This is a genomic window from Nocardioides sp. GY 10113 (assembly GCF_004919105.1).
Taxonomy (GTDB): domain Bacteria; phylum Actinomycetota; class Actinomycetes; order Propionibacteriales; family Nocardioidaceae; genus Nocardioides.
This window is the reverse complement of record NZ_STGK01000001.1, coordinates 236655-258367: the sequence shown is the minus strand read 5'-3', so window position 1 is coordinate 258367 and position 21713 is coordinate 236655. Positions and strand designations below refer to the sequence as shown.

The 21713-nt window shown below is 73.0% G+C and carries 14 protein-coding genes; 3 read left to right on the top strand and 11 right to left on the bottom strand.

The features are described from left to right. Nucleotides 1–2: 2 nt before the first annotated feature. The 8 genes from E8D34_RS01070 to E8D34_RS01035 all read right to left on the bottom strand — a co-directional run bounded on the left by E8D34_RS01070 (nt 3) and on the right by E8D34_RS01035 (nt 8986). A complete protein-coding gene (locus E8D34_RS01070; protein WP_136592713.1) occupies nt 3–1334 on the bottom strand; it encodes an aspartate aminotransferase family protein in 1332 nt (443 codons plus the stop codon). A 284-nt stretch (nt 1335–1618) separates the two neighbouring features. Then, nucleotides 1619–2770: an ABC transporter substrate-binding protein gene (locus E8D34_RS01065; protein ID WP_136592712.1), complete on the bottom strand. Its 1152-nt coding sequence runs from the start codon at nt 2768–2770 to the stop codon at nt 1619–1621. Between the two features lie 97 nt (nt 2771–2867). After that, on the bottom strand, nt 2868–3671 hold the full coding sequence (locus E8D34_RS01060) for an ABC transporter permease subunit (protein WP_136592711.1): 804 nt from the start codon (nt 3669–3671) through the stop codon (nt 2868–2870). After that, complete coding sequence (locus tag E8D34_RS01055) at nt 3668–4534, bottom strand: ABC transporter ATP-binding protein (protein ID WP_240771017.1); 867 nt, start codon at nt 4532–4534, stop codon at nt 3668–3670. The genes E8D34_RS01060 and E8D34_RS01055 overlap by 4 nt, the downstream gene beginning before the upstream one ends. Beyond that, on the bottom strand, nt 4531–5487 hold the full coding sequence (locus E8D34_RS01050) for an ABC transporter permease subunit (RefSeq protein ID WP_240771016.1): 957 nt from the start codon (nt 5485–5487) through the stop codon (nt 4531–4533). Before E8D34_RS01050 ends, E8D34_RS01055 begins: the two co-directional genes overlap by 4 nt. 8 nt (nt 5488–5495) lie before the next feature. Further along, complete coding sequence (locus tag E8D34_RS01045) at nt 5496–6524, bottom strand: TIGR03842 family LLM class F420-dependent oxidoreductase (protein ID WP_136592710.1); 1029 nt, start codon at nt 6522–6524, stop codon at nt 5496–5498. 134 nt (nt 6525–6658) lie between these two features. Then, the gene (gene hydA / locus E8D34_RS01040; protein ID WP_136592709.1) at nt 6659–8101 is read right to left on the bottom strand and encodes a dihydropyrimidinase; all 1443 of its coding nucleotides are present in this window, start codon (nt 8099–8101) and stop codon (nt 6659–6661) included. Between the two features lie 36 nt (nt 8102–8137). Further along, on the bottom strand, nt 8138–8986 hold the full coding sequence (locus E8D34_RS01035; protein WP_136592708.1) for a nitrilase-related carbon-nitrogen hydrolase: 849 nt from the start codon (nt 8984–8986) through the stop codon (nt 8138–8140). A gap of 158 nt (nt 8987–9144) precedes the next feature. Between E8D34_RS01035 and E8D34_RS01030 the strand changes: the two genes are divergently transcribed. Both E8D34_RS01030 and E8D34_RS01025 read left to right on the top strand, forming a co-directional pair. Further along, nucleotides 9145–10512 (top strand): aminotransferase class I/II-fold pyridoxal phosphate-dependent enzyme, encoded by a 1368-nt coding sequence (locus tag E8D34_RS01030; protein ID WP_136592707.1) that lies wholly within the window; start codon nt 9145–9147, stop codon nt 10510–10512. A 229-nt stretch (nt 10513–10741) separates the two neighbouring features. Beyond that, nucleotides 10742–16315: a carboxyl transferase domain-containing protein gene (locus tag E8D34_RS01025; RefSeq protein WP_240771015.1), complete on the top strand. Its 5574-nt coding sequence runs from the start codon at nt 10742–10744 to the stop codon at nt 16313–16315. 69 nt (nt 16316–16384) lie between these two features. Here the strand turns inward: E8D34_RS01025 and E8D34_RS01020 are convergent, their stop codons facing one another. Together E8D34_RS01020 and E8D34_RS01015 are read right to left on the bottom strand one after the other, a co-directional pair. Further along, nucleotides 16385–17536, bottom strand: coding sequence for a low temperature requirement protein A (locus tag E8D34_RS01020; RefSeq protein WP_136592706.1), 1152 nt, complete (start codon nt 17534–17536; stop codon nt 16385–16387). Between the two features lie 32 nt (nt 17537–17568). Then, the gene (locus tag E8D34_RS01015) at nt 17569–18204 is read right to left on the bottom strand and encodes an NAD(P)-binding domain-containing protein (RefSeq protein ID WP_136592705.1); all 636 of its coding nucleotides are present in this window, start codon (nt 18202–18204) and stop codon (nt 17569–17571) included. A gap of 94 nt (nt 18205–18298) precedes the next feature. Between E8D34_RS01015 and E8D34_RS01010 the strand changes: the two genes are divergently transcribed. Next, the gene (locus E8D34_RS01010; protein ID WP_136592704.1) at nt 18299–18979 is read left to right on the top strand and encodes a TetR/AcrR family transcriptional regulator; all 681 of its coding nucleotides are present in this window, start codon (nt 18299–18301) and stop codon (nt 18977–18979) included. Here E8D34_RS01010 and ppdK read toward each other — a convergent pair. Continuing rightward, a complete protein-coding gene (ppdK, locus tag E8D34_RS01005) occupies nt 18904–21570 on the bottom strand; it encodes a pyruvate, phosphate dikinase (RefSeq protein ID WP_136592703.1) in 2667 nt (888 codons plus the stop codon). The two genes, E8D34_RS01010 and ppdK, sit on opposite strands and share 76 nt — an antisense overlap. Nucleotides 21571–21713 lie beyond the last annotated feature (143 nt).

Genomic DNA, 21713 nt, shown 5'->3' with positions numbered 1-21713 from the left:
GATCAGAGCTCCTCGTCGAGCTGGCTCAGGACGGTGTCGTAGATGCCCAGCGCGGTGTCCACCTCGTCGGCGGTCACCACGCACGGCGGTACGACGTGGATGCGGTTGTCGGCGATGAACGGGAGCAGCCCGGCGCCGACGAGCGCGGCCTTGGCGCGGGCCATGGTCGCCGGCGGCAGCGGGGCGCGGGTGACGCGGTCGGCGACCAGCTCGAGCGCCCAGAAGACGCCGGAGCCGCGGGCCTCGCCGACCACCGGGTGCCGCTCGGCCAGGTCGCGCAGACCCGGCCCGAGGACGTCGGCGCCGATCAGCTTGGCGTTGTCGACGATCCCCTCGGACTCCATCGCGTCCAGGGCGGCGACGATCGAGGCGGCGCCGAGCGGGTGGCCGGAGTAGGTGAGGCCGCCGGGGAAGACCCGCTCGTCGAAGGTGGCCGCGATCGGGTCGCTGATCACCACGCCGCCGATCGGCACGTAGCCGGAGTTCACGCCCTTGGCGAAGGTGATCAGGTCGGGGGTGACGTCGAAGGCGTCGAAGGCGAACCACTCGCCGGTGCGGCCGAAGCCGGCCATCACCTCGTCCAGGATCAGCATGATCCCGAACTCGTCGGCCAGCGCCCGGACGCCCGGCAGGTAGCCGGGCGGCGGCACCATGATCCCGGCCGTGCCGGGGACGCTCTCGAGCAGGATCGCGGCGACCGTGGAGGGGCCCTCGCACTCGATGGTGCGGCGCAGGTGGTGCAGCGCGCGCTCGCACTCCTCCTCCGGCGTGGTCGCCCAGAACTCGCTGCGGTAGAGGTAGGGGCCGAAGACGTGGACGTGGCCGCGGGCGTACTCGTTGGGGATCCGGCGCCAGTCGCCGGTCGCGGTCACCGCCGCGGTGGTGTTGCCGTGGTACGAGCGGTAGCGGGAGATGATCTTGTCCCGGCCGGTGTGCAGCCGGGCCATCCGGATCGCGTTCTCGACCGCGTCCGCGCCGCCGTTCGTGAAGAAGACCTTGTTCATGCCTGCGGGTGCGCGGCCGGTGATCCGCCCCGCCGCCTCGCCGCGGGTCAGGTTGGCGATCGCGGGACCGATGGTGGAGAGCTTCTCGGCCTGCTCCTTGATCGCGGCAACCACGGCCGGGTGCTGGTGGCCGATGTTGACGTTGACCATCTGGCTGGAGAAGTCGAGGTAGCGGCGGCCCGCGTGGTCCCAGACGGTGCTGCCGCTGCCGCCCGCGATGACGAGGGGGTCCAGGGCGGCCTGCGCCGACCAGGAGTGGAACACGTGCGCCTTGTCCAGTCGCTTGGCCTCGGCGTCGAGGTCGAGCTGGGTCTCCGTCTCGGTGGTCACGTCCGGTCCTTTCGCGGGGGAGGTTCCGAGTCTCGTCCTCGGGGGTCGCGGGTTCAACGGCCCCGGTCGGGGCAGCGCCTTGGTTTCGAGGCTCGGCGCCGGGGCGCCTCGCACCTCAACCAGCGGCGCCCGCTGGTTGAGGTGCGAGCCTGCGAGCGGTGGTTGAGGTGCGAGCCTGCGAGCGGTGGTTGAGGTGCGAGCCTGCGAGCCTCGAAACCACCACCACGACGGGCGCCTTGGTTTCGAGGCTCGCTCCGCTCGCACCTCAACCGGCGGCTACACGATCAGTTGCCGCCCTCGGTGAGGGTGACGTCGATCGGCGCGAAGTCCGCACCGGTGGTGTCGACCTCGTCGCCCAGCTCATCGATCGCCTGCTGGATGTAGGTGTTGTCGTAGGCGGTGGCCGGCGGCTCCGCGGTGATCAGGTTCTGGCCCTGCTCGTTGACCGCCGCCAGGGCGCCGTCCACGGTCCGGCCCCAGGCCGCCTCGTCGATGATGCCGATGCCGTTGGTCGACGGCCAGATCAGCTTGTTGGTTTCGTTGGCCATCCACAGCTCGTGGCTCGGGCCCCAGCTGGAGCCGGCGGCGACGGTGATCTCGGCGGCGGACTCGACGTTGTCGCGGGCGTAGGCCCAGCCCTTGATGACCGCCTTGAGGAACTTCACCGTCCGGTCCGCGAAGGCCTCGTCGTCCAGGCACTTGGTCTCGGCCCAGATGGCGTCCTGGAGCATCGCGCCGTCGGTGTCCTCGTACGAGATCACGTTGAAGTCGTCGGGCGTGTAGAGCTCACCGGTGTCGGGGTCGACCGACTCCAGCAGCTGGGCGTACTCGTTGTAGGTCATCGCCTGCGCGGCATCGATGTCGCCCTGCAGGAAGGCGTTCATGTTGAAGTCCTGGGTGACGATCTCGACGGTGGTCGAGTCGAGACCCTCGGCGGCCATGGCGGCGAAGATCTCCCACTCGTTGCCGTAGCCCCAGGAGCCGATCTTCTTGCCCTCGAAGTCGGCGACCGACTCGATGCCGGAGTCCGCCCAGGCGACCTGGAGGGTGCCCGAGCGCTGGAAGATCTGGGCGATGTCGGTCAGCTCGGCGCCCTGCTCGATCGAGCCGAGCACCTTCGGCACCCAGGCGATCGCGTAGTCGACGTCGCCCGAGGAGAGCGCGTCCTGGGGGACGATGTCGCCGCCCGACGGGATGATCTCGACGGTCAGGCCCTCCTCCTCGAAGAAGCCCTGGTCCACCGCGGCGTAGTAGCCGGCGAACTGCGCCTGGGGCAGCCACTGCAGCTGGAGCTTGATGTCGTTGCCGGTGTTGCAGCCGCTCACGCTGGCCTCGCCGCTCCCCTCGTCGTCGTCGCTGCCGCACGCGGCGAGCAGGCTGGAGGAGGCCAGGACGACCGCCGTCACCGCGAGGCCGCGGCGTACAGATGTCAGCATTCGATTGCCTTTCGAAACGGTTCTTCAACGGGTGGTGAGAGCACGTACGCCGCGCGACGCTGCGGCAGGCGGACGGTGCGACCGGGGCTCGGCCGACTCACGACGCGGCCCCGGTCGGCAGGAAGTGCTGCACGAGACGTTCGAGCAGCGCGGTCACGACGTACGCGACCAACCCGAGAACGATGGCGGCCGCGACGTAGGCCCACGCACGGGCGTAGGCGCTGGTCGCGGCGCTGGTGGAGATGAAGCTGCCGAGGCCGCCGCGCGGCCCGCCGAAGTACTCCGCCACCAGCGCGGAGATCACGGCCAGCGAGGAGGCGATCCGGATGCCGGTGAGCACGTACGGCGCGGCCGAGGGCAGCGTCAGTCGCCGGAACCGCTGCCCGGCCGAGGCGTGGTAGGCGCGCATCAGGTCGCGGTGCAACGCGGTGGTCTGGTGCAGCCCGCGGACGCTGTTGACGTAGACCGGCACGAAGGCGGCGATCGCGGCGATCACCCGCCGCCCGTACTCGCTGTCGGCGCCGTACATCGAGTTCAGCACCGGCGCCAGCGCCACGATCGGCACCACGGCGAGGCCGGCGACGACCGGGGCGGCCATCCCCTCGGCCCAGCGCGCCGAGGAGGAGACGGCGGCCAGGCCGACCCCGGCCAGGGTGCCGGCGACCAGCCCGATGAACGCGTTGGTGCCGGTGATCCAGAAGGCCTCACGGATCGCCTCGGAGTTGGCACGCCACTCCTCGGCGATCTCGGCCGGCCCCGGCAGCAGGTACGGCGACACCTCGACCACCGAGACCAGGAACTGCCACACGGCGAGCCCGAGCAGGCCGACCACCACGGGCGCGGCGATGCGACCGATCCGCGTCCAGCCCGGGGGTGCGCCGGTGGCGCTCGTGCCGCTCATCGCGCCTCCCGGCCCGACCCGGTGACCGGCGCGCCGTGCAGCGCCTCGCGCACCTCGGTCACCTTGGCGAAGAAGTCGCGGTCCTCGCGGAGCGCGTCGTCGCGCGGGACGTCGCGGCCGATCCCGGTGACCACCTCGCCGGTGATCCGACCCGGCCGCGGCGACATCACCACGACCCGGTCGGCCAGGAAGACCGCCTCGGGGATCGAGTGGGTCACGAAGACGACCGCGGCGCCGGTCTCGGCACAGATCCGGGCCAGCTCGGCCTGCATCCGCTCCCGGGTCATCTCGTCGAGCGCGCCGAACGGCTCGTCCATCAGCAGCAGCCGGGGCTGCTCGGCCAGCGACCGGGCGATGGCGACGCGCTGCTGCATGCCGCCGGAGAGCTGGTCGGGGTGGTGCCCCGCGAAGTCGCTCAGGCCGACCATCTCCAACAGCTCGGCGACCCGCGCCTTGCGCTCGCGGCGGCCGAGGCCGTGCAGCTCCAGGGGCAGCGCCACGTTGGCGGCGACGGTGCGCCACGGCAGCAGCCCGGCCTGCTGGAAGGCGATCCCGTAGTCCTGGTCGGCGCGTGCCCGGGCGGCCGGCTTGCCGAACACCTCGACGGTGCCCGAGGTGGCGGTCTCCAGGTCGGCGATCACCCGCATCAGGGTCGACTTGCCGCAGCCCGAGGGTCCGATCAGCGCGGCGAACTCGCCCGGGGCCAGGGTCAGGTCGACGTCGCTGAGCGCGTGCACCAGCCCGGCACGGGTGCCGAAGGTCTTGGTCAGGCCGCTGACCCGGACGGCGGGCTCCGCGGTGGCGGTGCCGCTCGGGATGCCGCTCGGAGTTCCGGCGGGGGTGTTCTCGGTCGGCTGGCTCACGGTGCCTCTCCACGTCGGTAGGGGCGCATCAGCACGCCGATCAGGGTGACGGCGGCGCCGGCCACCAGGCCCAGCGCGATCGCGCCGAAGATGGGGGCCCACGCCTTGGCGGGGTCGCCGGAGGCCTGGCCGGCGTAGGAGACGAGCAGCCGGCCGATCCCGTCGAGGTAGCCGGTGGACACCTCGGCGACGATGGTGCCGACCACCGCGCTCGCCGCGCCCAGGCGCAGCGCCGGCAGCAGGTAGGGCACCGCCGAGGGGATCCGAACCCGGAGCAGGGTGGACCACCAGCCGGCGGCGTACGCGCGCATCAGGTCGGCGTGGATCGCGGAGTGGGCCTGCAGGCCGCGCAGCGCGCCGACCGCGACCGGGAAGAACGCCAGGTAGCTGGCGATCACCGCGACCGAGAGCCAGGAGGGCCACTCCCAGCCGCCGATCTCGATCCGGGAGCCCCAGGAGCGGACGATCGGGGCGAACGCGATCAGCGGCACGGTCTGGCTGAGCACGATCCAGGGGAGCAGGCCCCACTCGACCACCCGGACCCGTGCCATCGCGACCGCGAGCAGCAGGCCGACGGTCGTGCCGACCGCCCAGCCGACCGCGGCGATGCCGAGCGAGAGCAGGGCGGCCGCGGCGACCGTCTGCCACAGCGCCTCCTCGGAGATGCTGGTGGTCGGCTCGAAGAGCCGCCGCACCATGTCCCAGACGTGCGGCATCGCGAGGTCGGTGCTGCGCGGCAGCACCCGGGACTCGCCGATCACCACGCCGTCCTCGGGGGCGAGCGCCTTGTAGCCCTCCCAGGCCGCGGCGACCGCGAGCAGCCCGAGGAGCCCGAGCAGCGCGGCGCGCATCCGGCCGAGGACGCGCCGGGCTCGCGGTGGGCCCGGGACGCCGGCACCGCCGGGCGCGACGGGCGGTGCCCCGGGCACGCTCGTGGTCAGGGTCGAGGTCACGGTCGAGGTCAGGCCTTCGCGGTCACGTGGTCGCGCAGGTGCGGCATGATCGACTCGCCGTAGACGCGCAGCGTCTCCTCCTTGTTGTCGTGCTGGAGGTAGATCGCGAACTGGTCGACGCCGATCGCCTTGAGCTCCTCGAGCTTGGCGACGTGCTGCTCGGGGGTGCCGAGCAGGCAGAAGCGGTCCACGATCTCGTCGGGCACGAAGTCGACGTGGTCGTTCTCGGCCTTGCCGTGGGTGTTGTAGTCGTAGTCGGTGCGACCCCGGATGTAGTCGACCAGCACCTCGGGGAAGTCGGCCTCCTCGCCGTACTTGGCGACGATGTCGGCGATGTGGTTGCCGACCATGCCGCCGAACCACCGGGTCTGGGCGCGCATGTGCTCCCACGACTCGGGGGTGTCCTCGCCGACGTACGCCGGGGCGGCGACGCAGAAGGTGAGGGAGTCGGGGTCGCGGCCGGCCGCCTCGGCGGCCGCGCGGACCTGGTCGATCATCCACTTCGCGACGTCGACGTCGGCCAGCTGCAGGATGTAGCCGTCGCCGGCCTCGCCCGCCGCCTTCAGCGCCATCGGGCCGTACGCCGCGATCCAGACCTCCAGCTCCGAGGTCCGCGCCCAGGGGAACTGCAGCGTGGCGCCGTTGTGCTCGACCGGCCGACAGTTGGCCAGCTCGCGGATCACGTGGGTCGCCTCGCGGACCTCCTTGAGGGTGGTCGGGCGGCCGTTGAGGACCCGGACCGCGGAGTCGCCGCGGCCCATCCCGACCACGGTGCGGTTGCCGTACATCTCGTTGAGCGTGGCGAAGACCGACGCGGTGACGGTCCAGTCGCGGGTGGCCGGGTTGGTCACCATCGGCCCGACGACGACCCGCCGGGTCTCGGCCAGGATCTGGCTGAAGATGACGTACGGCTCCTGCCAGAGCAGGTGGCTGTCGAAGGTCCACACGTAGTCGAAGCCGTGTTCCTCCGCCTGCTTGGCCAGGCCCACGGTGCGCCAGGCGGGCGGGTTGGTCTGCAGGACGACGCCGAAGTCCATGTCATCTCTCCTTGTCGGTGGTGCGGTGGTGGTGGTTTCGAGGCTCGCTGCGCTCGCGCCTCAACCACCGGCGCCCGGTGGTTGAGGTGCGAGGAGCGCCAGCGACGAGCCTCGAAACCACCACCGGCCGCCGCTCAGTGCAGGTACTGCGTCAGGCCGCGCTTGAGGAACTGCCCGTGCCCGGCGCGGCCGTGGAACGCGCCGTCGGATACGAGCACCGAGCCGCGGCTGATCACCACGTCCACGTGGCCGTCGATCTCGAAGCCCTCCCAGGCCGAGTGGTCCATCGCCATGTGGTGGGTCTTGCCCTCGCCGACGCCGATCGAGGTGTGCCCGTTCGGGTCGTAGACCACGATGTCGGCGTCCGCGCCCGGCGCGATCACGCCCTTCTTGCCGTACAGCCCGAACATCCGGGCCGGGGTGGTGGAGGTGATCTCCACCCACCGCTCCAGGGTGAGCCGGCCGGTGACCACGCCCTGGTAGAGCAGGTCCATCCGGTGCTCGATCGAGCCGATCCCGTTGGGGATGGCCCGGAAGTCGCCCCGGCCGAGCTCCTTCTGGTCCTTCATGCAGAACGGGCAGTGGTCGGTGGAGACCATCTGCAGGTCGTTGGTCCGCAGCCCCTGCCACATGGCGTCCTGGTGGCCCTCCTCCCGCGAGCGCAGCGGCGTCGAGCAGACCCACTTGGCGCCCTCGAAGTCGCCCCACTGCTCGCTGACCGCGGCCAACTGCTCCTCCAGCGAGAGGTAGAGGTACTGCGGGCAGGTCTCGCCGAAGACGTTCTGGCCGCGGTCCCGGGCGGCGGCCAACTGGGCCACCGCCTGCTGGGCGCTGACGTGGACGACGTACAGCGGCGCGTTGGTGAGGTCGGCCAGCATGATCGCGCGGTGGGTGGCCTCCTCCTCCATCTGCCAGGCGCGGGCGACGCCGTGGAAGTACGGCGTCGTCTTGCCGGCGTTGTAGAGCTGCTCGGCGAGCACGTCGATGGCGGGGCCGTTCTCGGCGTGCATCATCGTCATCAGGCCGGACTCGGCGGCGACCTGCATCGCCTTGAGGATCTGGGCGTCGTCGGAGTAGAAGACGCCCGGGTAGGCCATGAACAGCTTGTAGGAGGTGATCCCCTCGTCGACGAGGGTGGTCATCGCCTTGAGCGACTGCTCGTCGACGCCGCCGATGATCTGGTGGAAGCCGTAGTCGATCGCGCAGTTCCCGCGGGCCTTGTCGTGCCAGGCGGCCAGTCCGTCCTCGACCCGCTCGCCGTAGCGCTGCACGGCGAAGTCGATGATCGAGGTGGTGCCGCCCCAGGCGGCCGCGGTGGTGCCGGTCTCGAAGGTGTCGATCGCGTGGGTGCCGCCGAACGGCAGCTCCATATGGGTGTGGGCGTCGATGCCGCCCGGGATGACGTACTTCCCGGTCGCGTCGACCACCCGGTCCACGCTGGCCGCGAGGTCGCTGCCGAGCAGGGTGGAGCCGGGGGCGAGGACGGCGACGATCGTCTCGCCGTCGACCAGGACGTCGGCCTCGGTGCGGCCGGTGGACGACACCACGGTGCCGCCGGTGATCAGCAGGGTGCTCATGTCACTCCCTTTGATGGTGGGCCGTGCGGTCCGGGGTCAGGGCTTGGTGATCGCGGTGTAGGAGTCGGGGCGGCGGTCCCGGTAGAACTGCCAGTCGTCGCGCATCTTCTGGACCAGGTCCATGTCCAGGTCGCGGATCAGCAGCTCCTCCTCCTCGGAGCTGCCGAGGTCGCCGACGAAGTTGCCGCGCGGGTCGATCACCTGGCTGGTGCCGTAGAAGTTCACCGCCTCGTCGCCGTACTCGTTGTCCTCGAGGCCGACCCGGTTCGGCTGGAGCACGAAGTAGCCGTTGGCGACCGCGGCGCACGGCCCCTCGACCTCCCACAGCCGGTTGGAGAGGCCCGGCTTGGTGGCGTTGGGGTTGAACACGATGTGGGCGCCGTTGAGCCCGAACTCGCGCCAGCCCTCGGGGAAGTGCCGGTCGTAGCAGATGTAGACCCCGATCGGGCCGACCGCGGTGTCGAAGACCGGGTAGCCCAGGTTGCCGGGGCGGAAGTAGAACTTCTCCCAGAACTTGTCCACGTGCGGGATGTGGTTCTTGCGGTACTTGCCGAGGATCGTGCCGTCGGCGTCGACCACCACCGCGGTGTTGTAGTAGACGCCGGTCTGCTCCTCCTCGTAGATCGGGAGGATCATCACCAGGTGCAGCTCCTTGGCCAGTGCCGCGAAGCGCTGCACGATCGGGCCGTCGGCGGGCTCGGCGTAGCGGTAGTACTTGGGGTCCTGGGTGATGCCGAAGTAGGGGCCGTAGAAGAGCTCCTGGAAGCACATCACCTGGGCGCCGGCGGCGGCCGCGTCCCGTGCGAACTTCTCGTGCCGGTCCAGCATCGAGTCCTTGTCACCGGTCCAGGTGGTCTGGCTGATCGCGGCGCGCACGATGGTCATCGCTACCTCCGTCGAGTCGTTCGTCGAGTCGTTCGGGCTGCTGAGAGTTCCGTTATCCTTGGACTTGAACATTTCGCGTGGATTTCTTCAATGTACCCCTCTCGTGGCTTTTGGGAAGCCGGTTGCGGGGGACGATTCCCCACCTCTAGGCAGGGCAGATGACCGTTCACGACCCGGGCCTGGCGCCGGTCCTCGACCTGGCCGACCGGACGCCGAGGGGCATCGCCGGGGCCTACGGTCGGGCGATCCGGGCCGGCGAGCTGCGCCCCGGCGAACGACTGCCCACGGTGCGCGACGTCGCCGCCGCGCTCGGCGTCTCCCCGGCCACGGTCTCCTCCGCGTGGCAGGCGCTGCGGCGTACCGGGCTGGTGGTCTCCCGGGGACGCGCCGGCTCCTTCGTCCGCGCCGAGGAGGTCGGCTGGCTCTCCCCCCGGCAGCGCAGCCTGGTCGGCGCCGAGCCGGACCGGCTACGCCTCGACCTCTCCCGCAGCACCCCCGATCCCGCCCTGCTGCCCGACCTCGGGCCCGCGCTGCACCGCGTCGGCCAACGGGCCGGGACGGCCGCCTACCAGGACGAGCCGGTGCTGCCCGGGCTGCGCGACGCCCTGCTCGCCACCTGGCCCTACCCGGCGCCCGCGCTGACCGTCGTCGACGGCGCCACCGACGGCATCGCCCGCACCCTGGAGCAGGTGGTCGGGTACGGCGATCGGGTGGTGCTCGAGTCGCCCGGCTTCCCGCCGTTCTTCGACCTCGTCGAGGAGCTCGACGGCGTCGTGGTGCCGGTGGGCCTCGACGAGCAGGGCGTGCGTCCCGACGCGCTGCGCCGGGCCCTCGAGCAGCAGCCGGTGGCGGTGGTGCTGCAGCCCCGCGCCCAGAACCCGACCGGGGTCTCGACCACGGCCGCGCGCGCCCGCGAGCTGGTCGACGTGCTGCGCCGGGCCAAGGAGCCGCCGTGGGTGGTCGAGGACGACCACTCCGCCGGGATCAGCACCGGCGCCGACGTCAGCCTCGGCACCTGGCTGCCCGAGCGGGTCGTCCACCTGCGCTCGTTCTCCAAGTCCCACGGCCCCGACCTGCGGATCGCCGCGCTCAGCGGGCCCACGGAGATGGTCGACCGGATCGTGGCCCGACGGATGCTCGGGCCGGGGTGGACGTCGCGGATGCTGCAGACCATCCTGCTCGACCTGCTCACCGCCGCACCGTCGGTGGAGCAGGTGACCGAGGCGCGGCGCCAGTACTTCGCCCGGCAGCGGGTGCTCGTCGACGCGCTGGCCCGGCACGGCGTCGAGGTGCCCACCCCCGACGGGATCAACCTCTGGCTCCCGGTCACCGAGGAGCGGGCCGCGCTGGTCGAGCTCGCCGCCGCGGGGATCCGCGTCGCCGGCGGCTCGCCCTTCCTGGCGGCCGGCGCCGCGCCCGACCGCACCGGCGCGGCGGGCTTCGTGCGGGTGACCTCGGGCCTGGTGCACCCCGCCGACGCGCCCGAGCTGGCTCGCGCGCTGGCGGCCGCGGCGCGGGCCGGCTGACCGCCGTCGTCACATGCGGATTGGCCCCTCGTGGGGGCGGGATGGGGCCAATCCGCATGTGAAGCGGGCGGGTGGACGCCACCTCCGCGCAGCGGGCAGCACAAACAGCGTTGCGCGGGGCGCCCGAGTCGATTTGTAGGACTCCTCCAACGGAGGTGGGCCAACGTTGGCGCCTACGACCGCGCTACGGGGGTGCTCGGTGCGGAACCCTACAAGGGTGACTTCCACGGTGGCTGAGCATCCCGTTTCCGACGCCTCCCGCGACGCCGCGCCGGCCACCTTCCGGCGCATCGCGATCGTCAACCGCGGCGAGGCCGCCATGCGGCTGATCCACGCGGTGCGCGACCTGAACGCCGAGGGCGCGGAGCTGACCACCATCGCGCTGCACACCGACGTGGAGCGGACCGCGATGTTCGTCCGCGAGGCCGACGAGGCCCACCTGATCGGCCGCGCCGCCGACCGGCCCTACATCGACCTCGCCGCGCTCGAGCGGGCCCTCGTCGCGACCCGCGCCGAGGCCGTCTGGGTCGGCTGGGGCTTCGTCGCCGAGGACCCGGCGTTCGCCGACCTGTGCGCCCGGCTCGGGATCGCCTTCATCGGCCCCAGCGCCGACGCGATGCGCCAGCTCGGCGACAAGATCGGCTCCAAGCTGATCGCCGAGGAGGTCGGCGTGCCCGTGGCTCCGTGGAGCCGCGGCGGCGTCGACACCCTCGAGGAGGCGCTCGCCGCCGCCGAGTCGATCGGCTACCCGCTGATGCTCAAGGCGACCGCCGGCGGCGGCGGCCGGGGCATCCGCCGCGTCGACACCGCCGACGACCTGGCCGACGCCTACCAGCGCACCCGCGACGAGGCCGAGCGGGCCTTCGGCAGCGGCGTGGTCTTCCTGGAGCGGCTGGTCACCGGCGCCCGCCACGTCGAGGTGCAGCTGATCGCCGACGGCCAGGGCACCGCGTGGGCGGTCGGCGTCCGCGACTGCTCGGTGCAGCGGCGCAACCAGAAGGTGATCGAGGAGTCGGCCTCGCCGCTCCTGGACGCCGAGCAGGTCGACTCGCTCAAGGCGTCGGCCGAGCGACTCGCCCTCGCCGTCGGGTACGCCGGCGCCGGCACCGTGGAGTTCCTCTACCACCCCGGCGAGCGCTCCTTCGCCTTCCTCGAGGTCAACACCCGGCTCCAGGTCGAGCACCCGATCACCGAGGTCACCACCGCCCTGGACCTGGTCAAGCTCCAGATCCACGTCGCCTCCGGCGGCCGCCTCGAGGGCGAGCGCCCCGGCGAGGCCGGCCACGCCGTCGAGGCCCGGCTCAACGCCGAGGACCCCGACCGCGACTTCGCCCCCTCCCCCGGCCGGATCGCGCGGCTGCAGCTGCCCGCGGGCCCCGGCATCCGGGTCGACACCGGCGTCGCCGAGGGCGACACCATCCCCGCCGACTTCGACTCGATGATCGCCAAGATCATCGCCTCGGGCCGCACCCGCGACGAGGCGCTGGCCCGCCTGCGCCGCGCGATGGCCGAGACCACCGTGGTGATCGAGGGCGGTGTCTGCAACAAGTCCTTCATCCTCGACCTGCTCGACCAGTCCGAGGTGGTCAGCGGCGAGCCGATGTGGGCCGACACGGGCTGGATCGACCGCGTCCGCGCCGAGGGTCGCCTCGTCGCCCACGAGCACTCCGGCGTCGCGCTCGTCGTCGCCGCGATCGAGGCCCACGAGGAGCAGCAGTCGCTCGAGGTGGCCCGGCTCCTGGAGACCGCCCACGGCGGTCGACCCCAGCTCCAGCACCAGGTCGGAGCCACCATCGACCTCAAGCTGCGCGGGGCGGCGTACAAGCTGGTCGTGCTGGAGGTCGGGCCGCACCGCTACCGCGTGACGCTCCTCGCCGGCGGCGAGGAGCAGACCGTCGAGGTCGAGCTGACCCGGATCGACGCCGACCGCAGCCAGGTGCTGATCTCCGGCCGGCGCTTCCGCCTGGTCACCGCCTCGCACGGCCCGGTGATGCTGGTCGAGGTCGACGGCGTCACCCACCGGGTCTCCCGCGACGAGGGCGGCGTGCTGCGCTCCCCCGCGCCGGCGCTGGTGGTGGCCACCCCGACCCAGGTCGGCGACGTCGTGGAGGCCGGCGCCCCGGTGCTGGTGCTGGAGTCGATGAAGATGGAGACGGTCCTGGTCGCCCCGTTCGCGGCCAAGGTCCGCGAGGTGCTGGTGATCGCCGGCAGCCAGGTCGAGACCGGCGCCGCGCTGGTCCGCCTGGACCCCGTCGCCGACGGCGGCGACGCCGCGCCCGCCGAGGTCGACGAGTCCGGCCCCGGCATCGAGCTGCCCGCGCCCACCACGAGCGGCGACGCCGCCGGACGTGCCGCCCGCGGGCTGGCCGACCTCTCCGCGCTGCTGCTCGGCTACGACGTGGACCCCCGCGACGGGGGCTCCCCGCTGCCCGGCTACCTGGCCGCACGCGAGGAGCTCGCCGCGTCGGGCGCGGACGTGATCACGCCCGAGATCGAGCTGCTCGGCATCTTCGCCGACCTCGCCGAGCTCAGCCGCAACCGGCCGGTCGACGGCGAGCTGCACACCGAGCTGCGGGTGCACAGCTCCCGCGAGCACTTCCAGACCTACCTGCGCAGCCTCGACGTGGAGCGCGACGGGCTGCCCGACCAGTTCCGCGAGCGGCTGGCCAAGGTGCTGGCGCACTACGGCATCGACGGCCTGGACCGCACCCCCGAGCTGGAGCGGGCCGTCCACCGTGTCTTCCTGGCGCTGCGGCACAGCGGCACCGACACCGAGATCGCCACCGCGATCCTGGGCCGCTGGGCCGCCGACCCGGCCCCGAGCGACCCGCTGGCCACGGACGCGCGTGGACTGCTGGAGCGCCTGGTCCGGGCCACCCAGCTGCGGCTCCCCGTCGTCGGCGACCTGGCGCGCAGCATCCGGTTCCGCTGGTTCGACCAGCCCGAGGTCGACCGCCAGCGGGCCAGCGTGCTGGCCGGCGTCGGCGACGAGGTCGCGGACCTCGCCGCCGACCCCCACGCCCGCGACTACGCCGAGCGGATCGCGGCGCTGGCCGCGATCCCCGAGCAGCTGGTCGGGTTCCTGGCCGCGCGGCTCGTCGGCGGCATGCCCGAGCACGAACCGATGCTCGAGGTGCTGATCCACCGCCACTACGGCGAGCACTCCCTGCGCGCGGTGCACGCCTTCGACGCCGACGGCCGCCCCGCGGTCTCCGCCGAGTACACGATCGCCGGGCTCGAGACCCGGATCCTGACCACCCTCGGCACCGTCGCCGAGCTCGGCGACCCCGCCGGCGCGCTGGCCGGGCTGATCGAGGAGCACCTGGCCGCCCGCCGTACCGGGTACGACGGCGTGGTCGACCTCTACCTGTCCTGGCCGGAGCAGCCGGAGAGCGACGACGAGGCGAGCGCCGCGCTCGCGGAGATCCTCGGCGCGCTGCCGTGGACCCAGCAGGTGCGCCGCGTCGCCGTCGCGACCTGCCCGGGCGACGACCGGCCGGTCGGCTACTTCGAGTTCCGCCCCACCGCCGGCGCCGACGGCGCCGCAGCGGTCGCCGAGGACACCTTGGTCCGCGGCGTGCACCCGATGGTCGGCGAGCGGCTCAACCTGCGCCGCCTGCGGAACTTCCACGTCACCCGGCTGCCCGCCCCCGCGAGCGTCTTCCTCTACGAGTGCGTGGCGAAGGAGAACCCGAGCGACCGGCGCCTGGTGGCGCTGGCCCAGGTCCGCCAGCTGAGCGTGGTCCGCGACGAGGCCGGCGAGGTGGTCGGCGTACCGCACGCGGAGCGCGCGATCGAGAACTGCCTGGAGTCGATCCGCCGGGCCCGCACCGCCCGCGGTTCCGCGGGCAGCAAGCTCGACATGAACCACGTCTGGGTCCACGTGTGGCCGGTGGTCGACGCCGACATCAGCCAGCTCACCGCGCTCCAGGGCAAGATCACCCCGCTCACCGACGGCGCGGGCATCCACGAGGTGGTCGCCGAGGGCCGCCTCGCCTCCGCCGAGGGGCCGGTGCCGCTGAGCATCCGGTTCCACCGCCAGCCCGGCGCGGGCATCACCGCCTCGGTCGCCGCGCCCACCACCGAGCCGCTGCGCACCCTCGACGACTACGACGCCAAGGTGCTGCGCTCGCGGCGCCGCGGCCTGGTCTACCCCTACGAGCTGGCCGACATCCTGGCCGGTCCCGGCGGGTCGATGGTCGAGCACGACCTGGACGAGGACGGCCGCCTGGTACCGGTCTCGCGCCGCTACGGCCTCAACACGGCCGGCATCATCTGCGCGCTGGTCACCACCAAGACCGAGCTGCACCCCGACGGGATGACCCGGGTGCTGCTCTGCGGCGACCCGACGAAGGCGCTCGGCGCCGTCTCCGAGCCCGAGTGCCGGCGGATCATCGCCGCGCTCGACCTCGCCGAGGAGATGGGCGTGCCGGTGGAGTGGTTCGCGATCTCCGCCGGTGCCCGGATCTCGATGGACTCGGGCACCGAGAACATGGACTGGGTGGCCGCCGCGCTGAAGCGGATCGTGACCTTCACCCAGGCCGGCGGCGAGATCAACGTCGTGGTCGCGGGCATCAACGTCGGCGCCCAGCCGTACTGGAACGCCGAGGCCACCATGCTGATGCACACCAAGGGCATCCTGGTGATGACCCCGGACAGCGCGATGGTGCTCACCGGCAAGCAGTCGCTGGACTTCTCCGGCGGCGTCTCGGCCGAGGACAACTACGGCATCGGCGGCTACGACCGGGTGATGGGCCCGAACGGGCAGGCGCAGTACTGGGCACCCGACCTGGCCGGGGCGTTCGACGTGCTGCTGGCCCACTACGACCACACCTACGTCGCCCCGGGCGAGTCCGGGCCGCGGCGGGCGCCCACCACCGACCCGTCCGACCGGGACATCTCGTCGTACCCGCACCACTCGGCCGACAGCGACTTCACCACCGTCGGCGAGATCTTCGACCCGGCCCACAACAAGGACCGCAAGAAGGCCTTCGACATCCGCACCGTGATGCGAGCCGTCGCCGACCAGGACCACGCCACGCTGGAGCGGTGGGCCGGCATGGCCGACGCCGACACCGCCGTCGTCCTCGACGCGCACATCGGCGGCTTCCCGGTCTGCCTGCTCGGCATCGAGTCCCGCCCGGTCCGCCGACGGGGCTTCCCGCCCACCGACGGCCCGGACACCTACACCGCGGGCACGCTCTTCCCGCGGTCCTCGAAGAAGGCGGCCCGGGCGATCAACGCGGCGTCGGGCAACCGGCCGCTCGTGGTGATGGCCAACCTGTCCGGCTTCGACGGCTCACCGGACTCGATGCGCCACCTGCAGCTGGAGTACGGCGCGGAGATCGGCCGGGCGATCGTCAACTTCGACGGCCCGATCGTCTTCTGCGTGATCTCGCGCTACCACGGCGGCGCGTTCGTGGTCTTCTCCAAGGCGCTCAACCCGTCGATGACGGTGCTCGCCGTGGAGGGCTCCTACGCGTCGGTGATCGGCGGTGCGCCCGCGGCGGCCGTGGTCTTCGCCGGCGAGGTCGACAAGCGCACCGCCGCCGACCCGCGGGTCAAGGCGCTGGAGCAGGGCCTCCGGGAGGCGACCGGCGCCGACCGCGGTGCACTGGCCGCCGAGCTCGCCGAGACCCGGGCCGCCGTACGGGCCGAGAAGATCAACCAGGTCGCCGGAGAGTTCGACGGCGTGCACGACATCCACCGGGCGGTCCAGGTCGGCTCCGTCGACGCGGTGATCACCGGCGCCGAGCTGCGGCCGCGGATCGTGGCGACGATCGAGGAGTTCTTCGCGGGCTGAGCCCCGCGGTTCGCGTCACACGGACCCTGGCCGCATCTCGGTTGCGGCCAGGGTCCGGACGGCGTCAGGTCACGCCGGAACGCGATCGACGGCCGCCGTTCGCCGGACGACCTCGCGACCGACCAGGGCCACCACGACCACCGCGAGGAGGCCGTCGGCGACCGCCACCGGGAGCCGGCCCGCGAGGGGGAGCACGCCCAGGGCGAGCCCGGCCCCGACGTAGAGCCAGCGCGCCTCCCCGACCCGCCCGTTCGCGGCCTGCTGGAGCCAGGCGATCGCCGCCAGGGAGACCGCGACCGGCACGGCCACGGCCGCCACGGGTGCGAGCGAGCTGCTCCCGTGCTCGGCGTGCGCGAGGTGGAGCTGGGCCTGGACCCCGGCGCCGATCGCCCCCACGGCGGCGAACAGGGCGTAGTGGCCGTAGCCCCACAGGAACGCCGCCCTGCGGCTGCGGGTCAGGGCGTCGCGGCCGAGCGCGTCGAAGTAGATCCACCAGAGTCCGAACGCGATGACCAGCGCGGCCACCACGATCGCCGGCGCCGGACCGACATCGCCCGCGCCGTCGAGGGCGTCGCGCAGGCCCACGGAGACGGCCAGGATCGTCTCGCCGAGCACGATGATGGTGAACAGGCCGTACCGCTCGGCGATGTGGCCGGGGTGGTAGACCTGGTCCGGCGACCGCTTGACCGCCAGCATCGGCGTGGCCAGCTCGACGCCGAGCGCCGCCACGAAGACCACCGCGGTGGCGGCGGGCGGCAGCACCGCTCCGAGCACCCACAGCACCTGCGCGACGACCGCACCGCCGGCGTAGGTCAGCGCGAAGGCGCGGTGCGCGGGGTCGGCGCGGGCGGAGCGGAGCCACTGCGCGACCAGCGGGAGCCGCATCGCGGCGTACAGCAGGGCGAACGACAGCAGGTCCCCGTCCCAGGCCGTGGGCACCGCGGCGGCGACCGCGAGCACCCCGCCCATCTGGAGCAGCGTCAGCAGCCGGGTCAGCGGGTCGTCGTGGGAGAACGCGGTGGCGAACCACGTGTAGCTCATCCAGGCCCACCAGATCGGCACGAACAGCAGTGCGTAGCGGGTCGCGGCCTCCGCGGCGTGCCCGTCCACGATGCCGTGGTCGAGCTCGGCGGCGAGCACCGCGACGGCGACGACGAAACACAGGTCGAAGAGGAGCTCCAGCGGTGTGGCCGGTCGCTCGGGCACGCCGTGGTCACGCATCGTGGGCCCCGTGCCGAGGCCGCTGAGGCCGGTCACGGGCGCCGGTGCGAGACGAGCACGTGCTCCCGTCCCCGGCCGCCGGCGAACGCCAGCAGCCCCCAGTAGCGCGCGGCCGCCTCGAGCAGTGCCGCGGCGTCGAGCCCTCCGACGTCGACGGCGTCGAACCCCATCGCCGCGGCCAGCTCCACGACGGCGCCACGCGCCGCGGGGTCGTCGCCAGCGACCGGGAGGACCGGCCGGTGGCCGTCGGGGAGGGCCGGGTGGGTCATGTGCTCCGCCCCCAGCACGTTGAAGGCCTTGACCACGCGGACCCCGTCCCCCGCGGCAGCCGCGACGACCGCGGCGCCGCTGGGACTGCCGCCGGTGTCGACGCCGAACGGGTTGGTCGCGTCGACCACCAGCTGTCCGGGTGCGAGCCCGAGGCGTGGCACCACCTCGCCGACCGCGGCGAACGGCACCGCCAGCAGGATCAGCCCGGCGCCCCTCGCCGCCCCGTCGACGGGAACCGCCGTGGCGCCGGGCGGCACCCGGTCCCCGCGCACCGCGTAGCGGACCCGGCGACCGAGCGCGGCGAGGTTGTCGCCGAGGGCCCGGCCCACCCGCCCGGCACCCACCACGGTGATCGGGTCCAGCGCGCTCGGGCCGACGGGGTCGATGACGGCTCCCATGGGGCCACCCCCTCATTTCGTGTCAATGCTGCATCGAAACGGTACGCCCTGACCACGTCGCTTTCAATACAGCGACGTAACGTAAACTGGCGCGATGAGCCGTCCGTCGCCCGACCCCTCGCCTGCCGCGCCGGGGCGGCCGCGCGACGCCTCGATCGACGTCGCCGTGCTGGAGACGACGCTGCGCCACCTGGCGCGCGACGGCTTCACCGGGCTGTCGCTCGCCGCGGTCGCCCACGACGCGGGCACCACGCGGCCCGCCATCTACCGGCGCTGGAAGGACCGGACCGCGCTCGCGGTCTCCGCGGTCGCCCACCTCGCCCAGGTCTCCCCGCCCCGCGTCACCGGCGAGCCGTTCACCGACCTGGTCGCCGAGCTCGAGCACTTCCGCCACTGCATCACCGACGCCGGCGCCCTACCCCTGGCCGGGCTGATGCTCGGCGACGGGGTCGCCGAGGACGTACGCCGCGAGTACGCCGCCCAGGTCGTGGCACCCCGACGAGCCCGGATCCGGGCCTCCCTCAGCGCCGCGGTCGACCGCGGCGACCTGCCCGCGGACGCCGACCTGCTCATCGCCGCGTCCTTCATCACCGGCTCCTGGTACTCCCTGGCGCTGGCGGGCGCGGAGGTGCCCGACGACTGGGCGGTCCGCACGGCCACCCTCGTCTGGCGGGCGTGCGGCGGCGAGCCCCTCCCGGCTCACGCCCGCGCCAGCACCGCCCGCGCCGCCTCCCAGCGCGCCACCGGCACCCGGAACGGCGAGCAGGAGACGTAGTCGAGCCCGACCTCGTCGAAGAAGTGGATCGACTCCGGGTCGCCGCCGTGCTCCCCGCACACCCCGAGGTGCAGGTCCGGCCGGGTCTCGCGCCCGATGCGCGAGGCGAGCCGCACCAGCGCGCCGACGCCCTCGACGTCGATCGACTCGAACGGCGAGACCGGCAGGATGCCGCGCTCGCGGTAGGCCGGGAAGAACTCCGCCTCCACGTCGTCGCGGGAGAAGCCCCAGGTGGTCTGGGTGAGGTCGTTGGTGCCGAAGGAGAAGAAGTCCGCGGCCTCCGCGATCCGGTCGGCGGTGACCGCCGCCCGCGGCAGCTCGATCATGGTGCCGATCGGAATGCTCAGCTCCACCCCGCGCTCCACCTCGACCGCCTCGACCACCTCCTCGAGCTGGTCCCGGACCAGCCGCAGCTCCCGCTCCGTGGCCACCAGCGGCACCATCAGCTCGGGCCGCGGGTCGCCGCCGAGCTCGATCCGGTCGGCGGCCGCCTCCGCGACCGCCCGCGCCTGCATCGCGAAGAGGCCGGGGACCACGATGCCCAGCCGGACGCCCCGCAGGCCGAGCATCGGGTTCTGCTCGTGCAGCCGTCGGACCGCGACCAGGAGCTCGTGTCCGTGCGGGTCCTCGACCCGGCGCTCGTCCTCGATCGCCACCCGGACGGCCAGCTCGGTCAGGTCGGGGAGGAACTCGTGCAGCGGCGGGTCGATCAGCCGGATCGTCACCGGCAGCCCGTCCATCGCGGACAGGATGTCGCTGAAGTCCTGGCGCTGCAGCGGCAGCAGCTTGCGCAGCGCCGCCCCCTGCTCCTCGGCGTCCCGGGCGACCACCAGGTCCTCGACCAGCTCGCGGCGCTCGCCGAGGAACATGTGCTCGGTGCGGCACAGCCCCACGCCGGCGGCACCGAACCGGCGGGCGCGGGCCGCGTCGTCGGGGGTGTCGGCGTTGGCCCGTACGCCGAGCCGGCGCAGGCTGTCGGCGTGCTGGAGCAGCCGGCAGACGCCCGCGGCGACCGGGTCGTCGACGCGCTCGCCCTCGAGCTGGCGCACCACGTCGGAGTGACCCACCGGGACCTCGCCGAGGAACACCTCGCCGGTGCCGCCGTCGATCGAGACCACGTCGCCCTCCGCAACCGTCGGCCCGCCGCGGATCCGGAACCGGCGCTCGGCGAGATCGATCGTGATCGCCTCCGCCCCGCACACGCAGGTGCGGCCCATGCCGCGGGCGACCACGGCGGCGTGCGAGGTCTTGCCGCCCCGCGCCGTCAGGATGCCGGCGGCCGCGACCATGCCGGGCAGGTCGTCGGGGGCGGTCTCCTTGCGGACCAGGATCACCCGCTCGCCGCGTTCGGCCCACTCCACTGCGGTCTCGGAGTCGAGCACCACCCGGCCCACCGCCGCGCCCGGCGAGGCGTTCATCCCGCTGGTGACAGGCTGATGCGAGCCGTCGTGCTCGAAGCGCGGGAACATCAGGCTGGCCAGCTGGTGGCCGGTCACCCGGCGCAGCGCCTCGTCCAGGTCGATGAGCTCCTCGTCGACCATGTCGACCGCGATCCGCACGGCCGCCTGCGGCGTACGCTTCCCGACCCGGGTCTGCAACATCCACAGGTGGCCGTCCTCGATGGTGAACTCGAGGTCGCACATGTCGCGGTAGTGGTGCTCGAGCACCGACATGATCAGCCGCAGCTCGTCGTACGACGCCCGGTCGATCCGCGCCAGCTCGGCCAGCGGCACGGTGTTGCGGATGCCCGCCACGACGTCCTCGCCCTGCGCGTTGGCCAGGTAGTCGCCGTACACGCCCGTCGCGCCGGTGGCGGGGTCGCGGGTGAAGCAGACGCCCGAGCCCGAGGCCTCACCGCGGTTGCCGAAGACCATCGCCTGGACGTTGACCGCGGTGCCGAGGTCCTCCGGGATGCGCTCCTGGCGCCGGTAGAGGACGGCGCGCGGGGTGTTCCAGGAGTCGAAGACCGCGCGGATCGCGAGCCGCAGCTGCTCGCGCGGCGCCTGCGGGAACGGGTGCCCGGTGTGCTCCTCGATGATCGCCTTGAACGCGGCGACCAGCACGGCGAGGTCGGCGGTGACCAGCTCGGCGTCCGAGAGGACGCCGCGCTCCTCCTTCAGCGCCTCGATCCGCTCCTCGAACCGGTCGGCCGGTACCCCGAGGACCGTCGCGCCGAACATCTGCAGCAGCCGCCGGTAGGAGTCGGTGGCGAAGCGCTCGTCGCCGCTCTGCGCGGCGAGGCCCACCACCGAGTGGTCGTTGAGCCCGACGTCGAGGACGGTCTCCATCATCCCCGGCATCGAGAACTTCGCGCCCGATCGCACCGAGACCAGCAGCGGGTCCTTGGGATCCCCGAGGCGGCGGCCCATCCGCCGCTCGAGCGCCCACAGGTGGGCGTCCACCTCCGCCTCCAGCTCGGTCGGCTCGGCGCCGTGCTCGAGGTAGGCGCGGCAGGCGTCCGTGGAGATGGTGAAGCCGGGCGGCACCGGCAGCCCCAGCCTGGTCATCTCCGCCAGGTTGGCGCCCTTGCCGCCCAGGAGGTCCTTCTGGTCCTTGCTGCCGATCGCGAAGTCGTAGACGAAGGTGCCCATGCTCCCGACCCTGCCCGCTTTCCCGGGGCCGCGCGAGGGGCGATGGTCCCGAGAGGCACACGTCGGTCCACCGGCGGGTTGCGCGCGGAAGCGTCGGGGCGATGATCTAGAACTGTGCTCCCGGGGGCGTGACGAGGCCCCCC

Excerpts from the sequence above, each read along its gene's own strand:
- E8D34_RS01065 (WP_136592712.1), bottom strand. The coding sequence starts at position 2,770 with ATGCTGACATCTGTACGCCGCGGCCTCGCGGTGACGGCGGTCGTCCTG.
- E8D34_RS01060 (WP_136592711.1), bottom strand. The coding sequence starts at position 3,671 with ATGAGCGGCACGAGCGCCACCGGCGCACCCCCGGGCTGGACGCGGATC.
- E8D34_RS01045 (WP_136592710.1), bottom strand. The coding sequence starts at position 6,524 with ATGGACTTCGGCGTCGTCCTGCAGACCAACCCGCCCGCCTGGCGCACC.
- hydA (WP_136592709.1), bottom strand. The coding sequence starts at position 8,101 with ATGAGCACCCTGCTGATCACCGGCGGCACCGTGGTGTCGTCCACCGGC.
- E8D34_RS01035 (WP_136592708.1), bottom strand. The coding sequence starts at position 8,986 with ATGACCATCGTGCGCGCCGCGATCAGCCAGACCACCTGGACCGGTGAC.
- E8D34_RS01030 (WP_136592707.1), top strand. The coding sequence starts at position 9,145 with ATGACCGTTCACGACCCGGGCCTGGCGCCGGTCCTCGACCTGGCCGAC.
- E8D34_RS01020 (WP_136592706.1), bottom strand. The coding sequence starts at position 17,536 with ATGCGTGACCACGGCGTGCCCGAGCGACCGGCCACACCGCTGGAGCTC.
- E8D34_RS01015 (WP_136592705.1), bottom strand. The coding sequence starts at position 18,204 with ATGGGAGCCGTCATCGACCCCGTCGGCCCGAGCGCGCTGGACCCGATC.
- E8D34_RS01010 (WP_136592704.1), top strand. The coding sequence starts at position 18,299 with ATGAGCCGTCCGTCGCCCGACCCCTCGCCTGCCGCGCCGGGGCGGCCG.
- ppdK (WP_136592703.1), bottom strand. The coding sequence starts at position 21,570 with ATGGGCACCTTCGTCTACGACTTCGCGATCGGCAGCAAGGACCAGAAG.